Annotated in this window: 13 protein-coding genes; 4 read left to right on the plus strand and 9 right to left on the minus strand. The window is 56.4% G+C overall.

Features of this window, described 5'->3' with window-relative positions; genetic code table 11:
• Positions 1-72: 72 nt before the first annotated feature.
• Together iscR and trmJ are read right to left on the minus strand one after the other, a co-directional pair.
• On the minus strand, positions 73-564 hold the full coding sequence (gene iscR, locus ABLV08_RS16605) for a Fe-S cluster assembly transcriptional regulator IscR (RefSeq protein WP_015370314.1): 492 nt from the start codon (positions 562-564) through the stop codon (positions 73-75).
• Between the two features lie 244 nt (positions 565-808).
• Positions 809-1,543 (minus strand): tRNA (cytosine(32)/uridine(32)-2'-O)-methyltransferase TrmJ, encoded by a 735-nt coding sequence (gene trmJ / locus ABLV08_RS16610; RefSeq protein WP_015370313.1) that lies wholly within the window; start codon positions 1,541-1,543, stop codon positions 809-811.
• A 120-nt stretch (positions 1,544-1,663) separates the two neighbouring features.
• Here trmJ and suhB point away from each other — a divergent pair, with 120 nt between their 5' ends.
• Positions 1,664-2,467 (plus strand): inositol-1-monophosphatase, encoded by an 804-nt coding sequence (gene suhB / locus ABLV08_RS16615; RefSeq protein ID WP_015370312.1) that lies wholly within the window; start codon positions 1,664-1,666, stop codon positions 2,465-2,467.
• 48 nt (positions 2,468-2,515) lie between these two features.
• Here suhB and ABLV08_RS16620 read toward each other — a convergent pair whose 3' ends face one another.
• Together ABLV08_RS16620 and ABLV08_RS16625 are read right to left on the minus strand one after the other, a co-directional pair.
• Positions 2,516-3,496, minus strand: a complete 981-nt coding sequence (locus tag ABLV08_RS16620; RefSeq protein ID WP_045410960.1) for a nickel/cobalt transporter — start codon at positions 3,494-3,496, stop codon at positions 2,516-2,518.
• On the minus strand, positions 3,487-4,125 hold the full coding sequence (locus tag ABLV08_RS16625) for a DUF1007 family protein (protein ID WP_015703175.1): 639 nt from the start codon (positions 4,123-4,125) through the stop codon (positions 3,487-3,489). Before ABLV08_RS16625 ends, ABLV08_RS16620 begins: the two co-directional genes overlap by 10 nt.
• Positions 4,126-4,249: 124 nt before the next feature.
• Between ABLV08_RS16625 and csiE the strand changes: the two genes are divergently transcribed.
• A complete protein-coding gene (gene csiE, locus ABLV08_RS16630; protein ID WP_348856049.1) occupies positions 4,250-5,527 on the plus strand; it encodes a stationary phase inducible protein CsiE in 1,278 nt (425 codons plus the stop codon).
• Here the strand turns inward: csiE and ABLV08_RS16635 are convergent.
• Positions 5,524-6,660, minus strand: a complete 1,137-nt coding sequence (locus ABLV08_RS16635) for a 3-phenylpropionate MFS transporter (RefSeq protein ID WP_032712174.1) — start codon at positions 6,658-6,660, stop codon at positions 5,524-5,526. The two genes, csiE and ABLV08_RS16635, sit on opposite strands and share 4 nt — an antisense overlap.
• A 299-nt stretch (positions 6,661-6,959) precedes the next feature.
• Here ABLV08_RS16635 and ABLV08_RS16640 point away from each other — a divergent pair, with 299 nt between their 5' ends.
• Positions 6,960-7,382, plus strand: coding sequence for a DoxX family protein (locus tag ABLV08_RS16640; protein ID WP_015370306.1), 423 nt, complete (start codon positions 6,960-6,962; stop codon positions 7,380-7,382).
• Between the two features lie 56 nt (positions 7,383-7,438).
• On the opposite strand, the gene glyA is transcribed toward ABLV08_RS16640, so the two are convergent.
• Positions 7,439-8,692, minus strand: a complete 1,254-nt coding sequence (gene glyA, locus ABLV08_RS16645; protein WP_032708895.1) for a serine hydroxymethyltransferase — start codon at positions 8,690-8,692, stop codon at positions 7,439-7,441.
• 324 nt (positions 8,693-9,016) lie between these two features.
• Here glyA and hmpA point away from each other — a divergent pair, with 324 nt between their 5' ends.
• Positions 9,017-10,207, plus strand: a complete 1,191-nt coding sequence (gene hmpA / locus ABLV08_RS16650; RefSeq protein ID WP_015370304.1) for an NO-inducible flavohemoprotein — start codon at positions 9,017-9,019, stop codon at positions 10,205-10,207.
• Between the two features lie 442 nt (positions 10,208-10,649).
• Here the strand turns inward: hmpA and glnB are convergent, their stop codons facing one another.
• The 3 genes from glnB to qseG form a co-directional block, all read right to left on the minus strand.
• On the minus strand, positions 10,650-10,988 hold the full coding sequence (gene glnB, locus ABLV08_RS16655; protein WP_002914032.1) for a nitrogen regulatory protein P-II: 339 nt from the start codon (positions 10,986-10,988) through the stop codon (positions 10,650-10,652).
• Positions 10,989-11,053: 65 nt separating this feature from the next.
• Positions 11,054-12,391 carry a two-component system response regulator GlrR gene (gene glrR, locus ABLV08_RS16660; protein WP_015703177.1) on the minus strand — a complete coding sequence of 446 codons (1,338 nt, stop codon included), beginning with the start codon at positions 12,389-12,391 and terminating at the stop codon, positions 11,054-11,056.
• Entirely contained in the window at positions 12,378-13,070 is a 693-nt protein-coding gene (gene qseG / locus ABLV08_RS16665) for a two-component system QseEF-associated lipoprotein QseG (RefSeq protein WP_026612244.1), read from the minus strand. The genes glrR and qseG overlap by 14 nt, the downstream gene beginning before the upstream one ends.
• Positions 13,071-13,073: the final 3 nt, after the last annotated feature.

Below are 13,073 nucleotides of genomic sequence, written 5' to 3' on the forward strand. Positions count from 1 at the left end.
CTTTATTATTGCTATCTACCCTGCCGTTTCACCTTGCAGCCCGTAAGCCGCAAGCTGAAACTAAGCCTCGTGCTAGGCGCGCAGTTTTACGTCAATGGCGTCCTGAGAACGCGTAGTACGCTGAGATTCATGATTGTGCTGACGACCAGAAACATCGAGGATTTCCTGGTTATTCACCAGTTCGCCCAGGGTGATGTTGTTGAGGAAACCGGTCAAACGTTCGCTCAGATCGCGCCACAGCGCGTGGGTCAGACACTTATCGCCACCCTGGCAGCCGCCTTTACCCTGACAACGGGTGGCGTCAACGGATTCGTCTACGGCGCTGATCACTTCGCCAACGGCGATGCTGCCAGCTTCTTTACCTAACAGGTAACCGCCGCCTGGTCCACGAACGCTGGATACCAGACCATTTTTACGCAGGCGAGAGAACAGCTGTTCCAGATAGGAAAGCGAAATTCCCTGACGCTCTGAAATATCTGCCAACGGAACCGGACCCGTTTCAGAGTTGAGCGCAACGTCAAGCATTGCGGTCACGGCATAACGCCCTTTAGATGTCAGTCTCATGTCTTACTTAACCTCAAACTCGCCCCTGCCCGGGCTTTTTATTAATATGGGTATTGCATAGCAGGGCCAAGTCTGACATTCCCGAGTAAATTGGTCAACTATTTACTTGACTGTTTTAGTCAGGTATTTGGCTTTCCGTGCCGTTATTGATTTCGAGCCGCTCCCGGGGTCGGCCAAAGGCCTCGCCCGGGCTACAACAGATTCGTAGGCCGGATAAGCGAAGCGCCATCCGGCGTTAACGCGCTTACTTACCTTTATTCTGCTGCTCAATAGACGCCAGCATCCCGCGCAGGATGTTCAGCTCCTGGCTTTCCGGACGCGCGCGGGTGAACAGGCGACGCAACTTGTTCATCACCTGCCCCGGATGATTCGGGCGGATAAAACCGGTCGCCAGCAGCGTCTGCTCAAGGTGGCCGTAGAAACGTTCTAAATCATCGACCAGCGGATATGGCGTTTCTTCATGTTCAACCGCCGGTTGCGCCTGTTCCTGAGTCGCCAGCCAGGCCATTCGCACTTCATAGGCGATAACCTGCACCGCCATTGCCAGGTTCAGCGAGCTGTACTCTGGGTTGGCGGCGATCGCCACGTGATAGTGGCATTTCTGCAGTTCGTCGTTAGTCAGGCCAACGCGCTCGCGGCCAAAGACCAGCGCGACCGGCGCATGCTGACCTTCGGCTACGCTTTTCAGACCGCATTCGCGCGGATCCAGCATCGGCCACGGCAGCGTGCGGGAGCGCGCGCTGGTGCCAACCACCAGGCTACAGCCCGCTAGCGCTTCATCAAGGGTATCGACGATCTGCGCGTTACCAATCACATCGCTGGCGCCAGCGGCCAGCGCGATGGCCTGGGAATCAGGTTTCACCAGCGGGTTGACCAGCCACAGGTTAGTTAAGCCCATGGTTTTCATCGCGCGGGCAACGGAGCCCATATTGCCGGTGTGTGAGGTTTCTACCAGTACGATTCGAATATTTTGCAGCATTATGGTTCTTCGGCTAAAGATTATTCGTGCATGCTAACATAAAACGGAGACATAAGCAGAATTCGCTGTTACTATATGCGCCGTTTTTTCCCGTTCTTTAACATCCAGTGAGAGATACCGATGCATCCGATGCTGAACATTGCCGTGCGCGCAGCGCGCAAGGCGGGTAATTTAATTGCCAAGCACTACGAAACGCCAGATTCCGTAGAAACCAGCCAGAAAGGCAGCAATGACTTTGTGACTAACGTCGATAAAGCCGCAGAAGCGATTATTATCGAAACCATTCGCAAGTCTTACCCACAGCACACCATCATCACCGAAGAAAGCGGCGAGCACGCTGGTGAAGATCAGGATATTCAATGGGTTATCGATCCACTGGATGGCACCACCAACTTCGTTAAACGTCTGCCACACTTCTCTGTTTCCATCGCCGTACGCATTAAAGGCCGTACTGAAGTCGCGGTGGTTTACGATCCAATGCGTAATGAACTGTTCACCGCCACCCGCGGCCAGGGCGCGCAGCTGAACGGCTACCGTCTGCGCGGCAGCAACGCTCGCGATCTCGACGGTACTATCATCGCCACCGGTTTCCCGTTCAAAGCGAAGCAGCACGCTACCGCTTACATGAACATCCTCGGCAACATGTTCACCGAGTGCGCTGACTTCCGTCGCACTGGTTCCGCCGCGCTGGATCTGGCCTACGTTGCCGCTGGCCGCGTTGACGGTTACTTTGAAATCGCCCTCAAACCGTGGGATTTCGCCGCTGGTGAACTGATCGCTCGTGAAGCAGGCGCCATCGTTTGCGACTTCACCGGTGGTCATAACTATATGCTGACCGGCAACATCGTAGCCGGTAACCCGCGCGTCGTGAAAGCGATGCTGGCGAACATGCGCGAGCAGTTGAGCGAAGCGCTGAAGCGTTAATTTCTCACTGAATGTAAAAAGGAAGCCGCGGCTTCCTTTTTTTATACCCTAAAACGGCCGCAAGCCGCCGCCCGGCGGGATCGCGCTACTCCACATCACGACAGCAGCCGTCAACAGCGCCACGCCGCCGGCCAGCGCCAGCGTCGCCCAGCCAACCTGTTTCCACATCGCCGTCGTCTGATGGCGACTCAGGCGGATAGCCAACTGGCGGAATCCATGCACCAACAGCGCCAGCCCGCTTATGGTCAGCGACGTTCCCGCCGCCATTACCAGTGCGGCAGCCATGCCCCAGCCAAAGACGCCGATCACCTTGCTGAACAGCAGCACCATAATCGCTCCCGAGCAGGGACGCATGCCCATCGACAGTACAATCGCCAGCCTGGCGCGCCAGTCGTCGCCACTCTGTAGTTGATCCGGCGCCGGAAGGTGCTGATGGCCGCAGCCGCAATGTTCATCATGGACGTGATGCGGGGTAAAAGCGGTAAACGTTGGCCGCCGCAGCAAGACTCGCAGTTTTTTCAATGCCCGCCAGCACAGTAAAAGCCCCAATGCGCCGACCAGCAGATAGCTCCCCTTCTCCAGCCAGAAGCTGCTGAGATGCAGTTGACGCGCCGGAAGCTGCAGCAGCGTCAATACCACCACCACCAGCGCTATCGCCACCATTCCCTGCAACAGCGATGCCGCCAGCGTCAGCGCAATACTCGATTTCAGCTTTGAGGGATGGGTGGCAAGCCAGGTGGTAATCACGATTTTTCCGTGACCGGGGCCAAGCGCGTGCAGTACGCCGTAGACAAAACTGAACCCGAGCAGTGACAGCCCCGCCGCTGACGGATTATCCGCCACCGCCTGCAGCAGTTGGCTGAGCTCAAGATTCAGTGAACGCTGCCAGACCGCGCTTTGCAACAGTACCTGCGGCCAGGCGAGCCACAACCAGATACCGCCCACGACGGTCAGCGTCAGAAACAGCGCCAGCGGCCAGAGTGATTTCCAGCGCGGCGCCCGCGCTCGCGGCGTAAAGACTACTGACATGTCAAGGTCACCTTCTGGGCAAAGTAGTTACCCAGTTCCATATCTTCCGGCGGCGCGTCCTCTTTATCGAGCGACTGCGCATAAGACAACATTTTGTCGTTGGGTTTCGGCGTCATTACCGTGGCCTTGCAGGAGGCCCGCAGCGCGGCAGGCAACGAAAAATCGCTATCCTGCTCATAAAACATATCGACGTAGTAGGTCGGATCGAAGGTGGATAAAGTAAAGGTTTGTCCGGCAACAGGTTGCGGTGTCGCCAACGGCAAGGTGAAGGTGAGTACCGCCTGCAGCCCGCTACGCGCAAGGCCGTAGCCATCCGGGCGGTTAGCAAACTTAACCCGCTGGCCGTTATGCCACAGCTCGCTGAAGTAGTGCTGGCCGAGTACGTTGGCCATGACCTCCGCCGCCAGTTTTTTCCATACTTCGCTGCCCGCCTTTGCATTGCCGGCATCATAGAGCAGATCTGCTGACGTTATTTCGTCCATCGTCCAGCGCATCTTAAAACCGGTCAATAGACCGTCATTCACCACGGCTTCACTCTGCAAATTAATGAAGCTGTGCGGATGCGCAACGGCTGACAATGATAAAACCATGAAAAATGCCGCACCGACGCAGTGTTTCACTTTCTTCATCTGTTCCTCGCGTGAAAAATTCTGTGAACTTCGCCAGCAATCCTGATCTAAAGGCCGCGGCCCGCCCTGCTCACCCTGCATCCTTTGGCTATTCTTAGCTGAAACCCTAACTGGAACTTACCAGATGATGACAGTGATTGAACCACCATCTGCGCTTTCCAGTCCACAGCGCCGTAGCCAGGTGCTCCTGATGTTCTATCTTCCGGGACAATCCGTCACGCCGCAACAGCTGGTCAGGCTCAACCAGGTGGATGAGGCGACGGCCCAACAGGATATCGCGGAGACGGGGCGCGAAATTCAGCGTTATCATCGACTGACTCTCGCGTCGCAGATGGACGGCAGCTATCGGATTGAAGGCGCCGCGCTCGATCAACGCCTGTGCCTGCTGCACGCTCTCCGGCGTGGGCTACGCCTGTGCCCGCATTTCGTTCATCACCATTTTACCCCGGCGTTAAAAACGCAGCTTAAACAGCATGGTATCGCGCGAACCTTATATGATGATACCAATCTTCAGGCGCTGGTGAATCGCTGCGCTCGCGCGCTCAATCGGCAGTTCGACTGCCGGGACGGTCAGTTCCTGCGCCTGTATCTTCAGTACTGCCTGCTACAACATCATCTGGGCCAGTCGCCGGATTTCACCCGTGAGCAGCGCAACTGGGCGCAGGCCGCGGCGGAATTTAACCTCGCCGCCGAAATCGTCCGCCACTGGCAGCGCCGGGTCAGCGCCACGCCCCACGCCGGCGAACAACTTTTCCTGACCCTGCTGTTTATGTTACTGAAAACCCCGGATCCCATTCACGACGGTCATCAACAGGACAGACGCCTGCATCTGGCGATCTCCCGCTTGATCCATCGTTTCCAGGATCTGGCGGGACGGCCATTCAGCGATGAACAAGGGTTGAGCGACCAGCTCTATATCCATCTTTCGCAGGCGTTGAACCGCAGCGTATTCGCCATCGGTATTGATAACGCTTTACCGGAGGAGATCGGACGCCTGTATCCGCGCCTGATGCGTACCACCCAGGAGGCATTACGCGATTTCGAAACGGCCTATCATATTCAATTTAATCAGGAAGAGGTCAGCTTAATCGCGGTGATTTTCGGCGCGTGGTTGATGCAAAAAGCCGACCTGCATGAAAAGCAGGTGGTGCTGCTGACGCGGGAAAATAGCGAACTGGAACAGGCGCTGGAAATGCAATTGCGGGAATTAACGCTGCTGCCGCTGAATATTAAATACTTAAGCGTGACTCAGTTTCAGCAACAAGGCGCGCCGAAGGATGTGACCTTAGTGGTCACGCCTTACACCACCGCGCTACCGCTGTTTTCGCCGCCGCTGTTTCATGCTGAAGAGAATTTTAGCGATCACCAGCGGCAGCAGATTTGCAAAATGCTTGAGGATTAGGCGCTCACCGCCTTCGGTCGCACGAACAGCGCCGGTAGCGCCACCAGCGCCATCACCCAGAAGACGCCCTGATGCAGGTGCTGGTAGAGGAAACCAGCAAACACCGTCATCACCGCGATGCTGCCGCCCATCGCCACCGCCGAGTAAACGGCCTGCAGGCGGATAACCTCACTTCCCTGCCGCGCGGCGATATAGCGCATGGCCGCCAGATGACAGACGGTAAACGTTCCGCAGTGGAGGATCTGCGCGACCAGTAGCCATGGCAGCGCGGTCGTCCAGCCCATAATCGTCCAGCGCGCCACCCCGCACACCGCCGAGAGCAGCAGCAGGTCGCGGGCGCTAAACCGACGGAACACTTTTTTACTCAAGGCGAAAATCACCACTTCGGCGACGACGCCGAGCGACCATAAATAACCGACGGCGGAGGCAGAATAACCGGCCTGCTGCCAGTATAGCGCGCTGAAGCCATAGTAGGCGGCATGCGCTCCCTGCAACAGACAGACGCAGGCTAGAAAACGCCAGCTTTGCCGCACCAGGCTAAACCACGCCGGTAGTCCGGCCGCCTCCTGATGGCGGCTCTCCCCCTGCGGCATCACTGAAGGTTTCAGCAGCATGCCCAACAGCATCGAAGCGGTGCCCAGGCTTAACAACAACAGGATCGCCCGGTAATCAAACAGACTCACCAGCTTGCCGGTCAGCGCAGAACCGATGACAAAAGCAATCGATCCCCACAACCGCACCCGGCCGTAATCCATGGTGATCTGCTTTTGCCAGGTGTTGGCCAGCGCATCGGTTAAGGGTACCAGCGGCGAGAAAAAGAGGTTGAATCCGACGATGACCACCATCAGCCAGGCCACCTGCCCGCCGACCCAGAAGGCGAGAGCAAACAGCAGCGTCAGCAACGCCAGGATACGCAAGGCGCTAATCAAACGAGAAGGATCGCTGACCCGCGGCGCAATTAGCAGGCTGCCCAGAAAACGCGCCACCAGCCCGGCGCCGAGCAGCACGCCAATGGTTTCCGGCGTCAGGCCAACGCCTGCCAGCCAGACGCTCCAGAATGGTAAAAAAATACCGTAGCTAAAAAAGTAGGTGAAGTAACTTAGCGCCAGCCAGCGCGTGGAGTGCAAGACCATGATTCCCTCCCGAATGGAAGCTCTAGTCTGGCGATAAAGCGCATACTGAGCAAACCCATGTCTCACTATCTTCATGGTCGTTAAGTACATTTCTCTTAAAATCGTGAGCATTGTCACGCGATGAGCGTGCGACATGGCGGGCAGTATGAAAAAAAATCCGATAACCGGGCATCAGAGCGCTTCCCTCGTATCGGCTTAATCGCCGCTCAACGAGGCGCAACAATATTATTTTCCCAGCGTGGCGGGGAGTAAAAATGTGTATTACGTTTAGATCACACGCCTGTGATAAAGGACTGATTATGAACACGCTACGCTATTTTGACTTTGGCTCTTCCCGCCCTGTCCTGCTGTTAATCGCACGTATTGCGATCGTGCTGCTGTTCATTATTTTTGGCTATCCGAAACTGATGGGGTTTAGCGGAACGGTACAATATATGGCTTCTTCCGGCGCGCCGATGCCGACGCTGGCGGCGATCATCGCGGTCATCATGGAGGTACCCGCCGCTATTCTGATTATTTTAGGTTTCTTCACCCGCCCGCTGGCGGTGATCTTTATCTTTTACACCCTGGGTACCGCGGTTATCGGCCATCATTACTGGGATATGACCGGCGATGCGGTATTGCCGAATATGATTAACTTCTATAAGAACGTCAGTATCGCCGGGGCCTTCCTGCTGCTGGCGATAACCGGACCAGGTTCGATTTCGCTGGACCGTCGATAACCAGCAGACACAAAAAAGGCCGCAATCGCGGCCTTTTTTATCTTAACGCGGCAAGATTACGCGTAAACCGGGAAACGGGCGCAGATATCAAGCACTTTACCTTTGACGCGCTCAATAACAGCTTCGTCGTTGATATTGTCGAGAACGTCGCACATCCAGCCAGCCAGCTCTTTCACTTCCGCTTCTTTAAAGCCGCGGCGAGTCACAGCCGGAGAACCGATACGGATACCGGAAGTCACGAACGGGCTCTTCGGATCGTTCGGTACGCTGTTTTTGTTAACGGTGATGTTGGCGCGGCCCAGGGCGGCGTCAGCTTCTTTACCGGTCAGGTTTTTATCTACCAGATCCAGCAGGAACAGGTGGTTTTCAGTACCGCCGGAAACCACTTTGTAACCGCGGTTCAGGAACACTTCCACCATCGCTTTGGCGTTTTTGGCAACCTGCTGCTGGTAAACTTTGAACTCTGGCTCCATCGCTTCTTTCAGCGCCACCGCTTTCGCGGCGATAACGTGCATCAGCGGGCCGCCCTGCGCGCTTGGGAACACGGCGGAGTTCAGTTTCTTGTACAGCTCTTCGCTACCGCCTTTCGCCAGGATCAGGCCGCCGCGCGGACCCGCCAGGGTTTTGTGGGTGGTAGTAGTAACAACGTGGGCGTGCGGAACCGGGTTCGGATAAACGCCGGCGGCAATCAGGCCCGCTACGTGCGCCATATCGACGAACAGGTAAGCGCCGATGCTGTCAGCGATTTCACGCATTTTCGCCCAGTCAACGATACCGGAGTAAGCGGAGAAGCCACCGATGATCATCTTCGGTTTGTGCTCCTGGGCCTGCTTCGCCATGTCGTCGTAGTCGATTTTACCGGACTCATCGATACCGTAAGGAATGATGTTGTACAGTTTACCGGAGAAGTTAACCGGGGAGCCGTGGGTCAGGTGGCCGCCTTGCGCCAGGTTCATACCCAGCACGGTATCGCCTGGCTGCAGCAGAGCGGTATAGACGGCAAAGTTAGCCTGCGAGCCGGAGTGCGGCTGTACGTTAGCGTAGTCGGCGCCGAACAGTTCTTTCGCGCGGTCGATAGCCAGTTGCTCAACGATATCCACGTACTCGCAGCCACCGTAGTAGCGCTTGCCCGGATAACCTTCGGCATATTTGTTAGTCAGCTGGGAACCCTGAGCCTGCATCACGCGCGGACTGGTGTAGTTCTCGGAGGCGATCAGTTCGATGTGCTCTTCCTGACGTACTTTTTCCTGCTCCATAGCCTGCCACAGTTCGGCATCATAATCGGCAATGTTCATTTCACGCTTTAACATCCGCATCTCCTGACTCAGCTAACGATAAAATTTTGGCCTAAAAAGGCGGTCCTGATGGACAACGGCCCACAGTATAACCGAATCATTCTGTGATAACAGGTCTTGACAAAGGATTTTACGCAAACGATTGGCTCCACAGCACACAAGGCTTTGAGCAATAACGCATCAAACACTATCAACGGATTTCTTTTCAGGTTTGTGATGCAAATTCTTCATGTTGTAACTGCTTTGCGGCAAAGTGATAAAGAACCATTTACATAGCAGGGTTATTTATATAAGATGCATTTGAAATGCATCAATAGGATAACATTTAAGGAAGCTGCTATGCTCGACGCTCAAACCATCGCCACGGTCAAAGCCACCATTCCCCTGCTTGTAGAGACCGGCCCAAAGCTAACCGCGCATTTTTATGACCGCATGTTTACTCATAACCCGGAGCTCAAAGAGATCTTCAATATGAGTAACCAGCGCAACGGCGACCAGCGCGAAGCGCTGTTCAACGCTATCGCCGCCTACGCCAGTAATATCGACAACCTGCCGGCCCTACTGCCGGCGGTTGAAAAAATCGCCCAGAAACATACCAGCTTCCAGATTAAACCGGAGCAGTACAATATTGTCGGCAGCCATCTGCTGGCGACCCTCGACGAAATGTTTAGCCCAGGCCAGGAAGTACTCGACGCCTGGGGCAAAGCCTACGGGGTGCTGGCGAACGTCTTCATCAACCGCGAAGCGGAGATCTATCAGGATAACGCCAGTAAAAATGGCGGCTGGGAAGGTACCCGCGCGTTCCGCATTGTTAAGAAGACCCCGCGCAGCCAGCTTATTACCAGCTTTGAACTGGAGCCTGTCGACGGTCAGCCGGTCGCCGATTACCAGCCAGGACAGTATCTGGCTATCTGGTTGAAGCCGGAAGCCTTCGAATATCAGGAAATTCGTCAATACTCTCTGACCCGCAGAGCGGACGGTAAAGGCTATCGCATCGCGGTGAAACGCGAGAATGGCGGCCAGGTGTCCAACTGGCTGCATAACCACGCCAGCGAAGGCGACGTAGTCTATTTAGCCGCGCCAGCGGGCGACTTCTTCCTTAACGTGGAAGCGCAGACGCCGGTGACCCTGCTCTCCGGCGGCGTCGGCCAAACGCCAATGCTGGCGATGCTGGATACGCTGGCGAAAAGCCATCATCAGGGCCAGGTGAACTGGTTCCACGCGGCGGAAAACGGTGACGTTCACGCCTTTGCGGACGAAGTGAAGGCGCTTGGCGCGGCGTTGCCGAAGTTTACCTCTCACGTCTGGTACCGCAGCCCGAGCGAGGCCGACCGTCAGGCAGGACGTTTTGATAGCGAAGGTTTGATGGATTTAGCGCCGCTGGCGGAAAATATTCGCGACCCGCAGATGCAATTCTATCTCTGCGGCCCGGTAGCGTTTATGCAGTTTGCGGCGAAGCAGCTGGTAGAATTAGGGGTCAATAAAGACAACATTCATTACGAATGTTTCGGCCCGCATAAGGTTCTGTAAGCCCAACGACGCGGGGATTTGTAGATACTATTATCGGTTTGCAACGGTTTTGGTCCGGGAAAAACATGTGCTTTGTGTTAATTCAGAGCACATTGCGCTCCCAGTTAATTTTGCTGCAATATGTTTTCCGTGGCGCAGGGAGCGCACAGAGGGCGGCCAGTCGCCGCCGCCCTCTGTACTCCCGGGCTCTGGCCGCCAAAATCGCCACTTCGTGGTACCTTCGACTTATCCCTGCAGGCTTCGGGTCGGGCCGAGGCAGCGTCCTTGCAAAACACGGCCCTCAGCCCGCATCCATGCGGGCTGCCCCGGCCTTCCGGGAACGTCTCAGCGATTTTGAGGCCACCAACACCGGCAGTTTCAGCCAGCATGGTGAATAAATTAACAGCAGGCCGCACGGACCGTAGGCCGGGTAAGCGTAGCGCCACCCGGCGATACGCGAGGATTAAATCGCCGCGTCGTCTTCTTCACCGGTACGGATACGAATCACCCGCGCCACATCGAAGACAAAGATTTTACCGTCGCCGATTTTACCGGTCTGGGCGGTACGAATGATGGTATCGACGCAGGTATCGACGATATCGTCCGTCACCACGATTTCAATTTTCACCTTCGGCAGAAAATCCACCATATATTCCGCGCCGCGGTACAGCTCGGTATGCCCTTTCTGACGACCAAACCCTTTGACTTCGGTGACCGTCATGCCGGTGATACCGACTTCCGCCAGCGCTTCACGCACGTCATCCAATTTGAACGGTTTAATAATCGCATCAATCTTTTTCATGGTTTTCCTGTCTTTGTCGCGTAACCGGTTGCTTACCGTATCATAGCTTGCGCTATGCCGCGGGGCTACTCTTTAAAGTCATTGGCGTCGAGCTCGTGGCGCGACAGCAGTTTGTAAAACTCGGTGCGATTGCGCCCGGCCATCCGCGCGGCATGCGTCACGTTACCTTTGGTTATCTGCAAAAGCTTACGCAGGTAGTTGAGCTCAAACTGATTACGCGCCTCGACGAAGGTCGGTAGCGCGGTATTCTCCCCCTCCAGCGCCTGCTCCACCAGCGCATCGCTGATCACCGGCGATGAGGTCAGCGCCACACATTGTTCAATCACGTTAACCAACTGACGCACGTTGCCCGGCCATTTGGCGGCCATTAGCCGCTTCATCGCATCGGTGGAGAAGGCACGCACGAAAGGTTTGTGACGGTCGGCGGACTGGCGCAATAGATGATTGGCCAGTAGCGGGATATCCTCCGCGCGCTCGGAAAGCGGCGGGATCTTCAAGTTAACGACATTGAGCCGATAGAACAGATCTTCGCGGAATTCGCCGCGCGCCATCGCCTTAGGTAGATCGCGGTGGGTCGCCGAAACAATGCGCACGTCGATGTCGATATCGCGGTTGCTGCCCAGCGGGCGCACCTTACGCTCCTGCAGGACGCGCAGTAGCTTTACCTGCAGCGCGACGGGCATATCGCCGATTTCATCAAGAAACAGCGTACCGCCCTCGGCGGCCTGAAAAAGCCCTTCGCGGTTGCTGACCGCGCCGGTAAAGGCGCCGCGCGCGTGGCCGAACAGTTCGGACTCCAGTAATTGTTCCGGCAACGCGCCGCAGTTAATCGCGATAAACGGTTTTTCGTGGCGCGGGCTGGCGTTGTGGATCGCCTGGGCGACAATCTCTTTCCCGGTACCGCTCTGGCCGATAATCAACACGCTAACGTCAGACTGCGCCACCATACCGGCCTGCTCCAGCAGCCGAAGCATCTGTGGACTACGGGTGACAATCGCCTGTCGCCAGCGCTCGTCGGTGGCCGGCGAGCTCTGCTCGAGAGCATCGTCAATCGCTTTATATAGCGCGTCTTTATCGACCGGTTTAGTCAGAAAACTAAACACCCCTTTCTGGGTAGCGGCAACGGCGTCAGGAATAGAGCCGTGGGCGGTCAGGATGATGACCGGCATGCCGGGTTGCGCCTTCTGGATTTCAGCAAACAGCTGCAGGCCGTCCATTTCATCCATGCGTAAATCGCTCACCACCAGGTCCACCCGCTCGCGCGTCAGCACGCGTAGCGCCTCGGGCCCGCTTTCCGCCGTGACCACGCTATAACCCTCACTGACCAGTCGCATCCCCAGCAGCTTTAACAGCCCCGGATCGTCGTCCACCAGCAGCAGGTGGGCGGGTTTACGGATCGTCATGGATCACCTCCGGTACCTTATCGCTACCGCTATTAAAATTGCCGCCGGGCTTACGGCTGGAGAGCTGGCGCTCAATATCGGTAAGGTTTTCCAGCTTGCGGGTGGTCAGCTCCAGTTGGCTACGCAGCTGCTGCTCCTGCTGGCGCAAGGTTTCCAGTTCAGCATCGCTCGATTGCTGGAGTTTGCCGTAGCGGGAGCGCTCCTCAAATAACTGCAATTGCCGGGCCTGGCCGTCGCGCCACAGCCGGTACAGCGGGCGAACCTGCGCGGCGATTTGCGGGCTAAAGCTGTCGATGCGGGCAACCATTTCGCGACGCTCATCGGGGGTGATTTTGGCGTCGGCCAGCAGAATGCCGCGTTTCAACGCATCCTGCCAGTTATCATCGTTATGCAATTTGGCTTCGGCACGGGCTTGTACCGGCGCCAGGCGATCCGCGCAGTCAATACCACGCAGCCAATACAGCGGGTTCTTATCACTGGCATCGTTTTCCAGCGACCAGATATTGGCGCAATCTACGGAGAGAAAATCCGCCACCTGATGTTCCGGTAGCTCGGGCGGCGCATTGCCGTCTGCGGCGCGCGGCGACATAGCGGCGGAACAACCCGCCAGCGTCAGGCAGCATAGGCCCGACAGCAGCCATCCCCGTAAAGGACGGCGCAATGCGAAAAAGAGGGACATATT

The organism is Klebsiella sp. CN_Kp088 (genome assembly GCF_040064335.1).
Lineage (GTDB): Bacteria > Pseudomonadota > Gammaproteobacteria > Enterobacterales > Enterobacteriaceae > Klebsiella > Klebsiella aerogenes.

What these genes read in the sequence shown, in the direction of transcription:
- iscR (WP_015370314.1), bottom strand. Translation starts at nt 564, where the DNA reads ATGAGACTGACATCTAAAGGGCGTTATGCCGTGACCGCAATGCTTGAC.
- trmJ (WP_015370313.1), bottom strand. Translation starts at nt 1,543, where the DNA reads ATGCTGCAAAATATTCGAATCGTACTGGTAGAAACCTCACACACCGGC.
- suhB (WP_015370312.1), top strand. Translation starts at nt 1,664, where the DNA reads ATGCATCCGATGCTGAACATTGCCGTGCGCGCAGCGCGCAAGGCGGGT.
- ABLV08_RS16620 (WP_045410960.1), bottom strand. Translation starts at nt 3,496, where the DNA reads ATGTCAGTAGTCTTTACGCCGCGAGCGCGGGCGCCGCGCTGGAAATCA.
- ABLV08_RS16625 (WP_015703175.1), bottom strand. Translation starts at nt 4,125, where the DNA reads ATGAAGAAAGTGAAACACTGCGTCGGTGCGGCATTTTTCATGGTTTTA.
- csiE (WP_348856049.1), top strand. Translation starts at nt 4,250, where the DNA reads ATGATGACAGTGATTGAACCACCATCTGCGCTTTCCAGTCCACAGCGC.
- ABLV08_RS16635 (WP_032712174.1), bottom strand. Translation starts at nt 6,660, where the DNA reads ATGGTCTTGCACTCCACGCGCTGGCTGGCGCTAAGTTACTTCACCTAC.
- ABLV08_RS16640 (WP_015370306.1), top strand. Translation starts at nt 6,960, where the DNA reads ATGAACACGCTACGCTATTTTGACTTTGGCTCTTCCCGCCCTGTCCTG.
- glyA (WP_032708895.1), bottom strand. Translation starts at nt 8,692, where the DNA reads ATGTTAAAGCGTGAAATGAACATTGCCGATTATGATGCCGAACTGTGG.
- hmpA (WP_015370304.1), top strand. Translation starts at nt 9,017, where the DNA reads ATGCTCGACGCTCAAACCATCGCCACGGTCAAAGCCACCATTCCCCTG.
- glnB (WP_002914032.1), bottom strand. Translation starts at nt 10,988, where the DNA reads ATGAAAAAGATTGATGCGATTATTAAACCGTTCAAATTGGATGACGTG.
- glrR (WP_015703177.1), bottom strand. Translation starts at nt 12,391, where the DNA reads ATGACGATCCGTAAACCCGCCCACCTGCTGCTGGTGGACGACGATCCG.
- qseG (WP_026612244.1), bottom strand. Translation starts at nt 13,070, where the DNA reads ATGTCCCTCTTTTTCGCATTGCGCCGTCCTTTACGGGGATGGCTGCTG.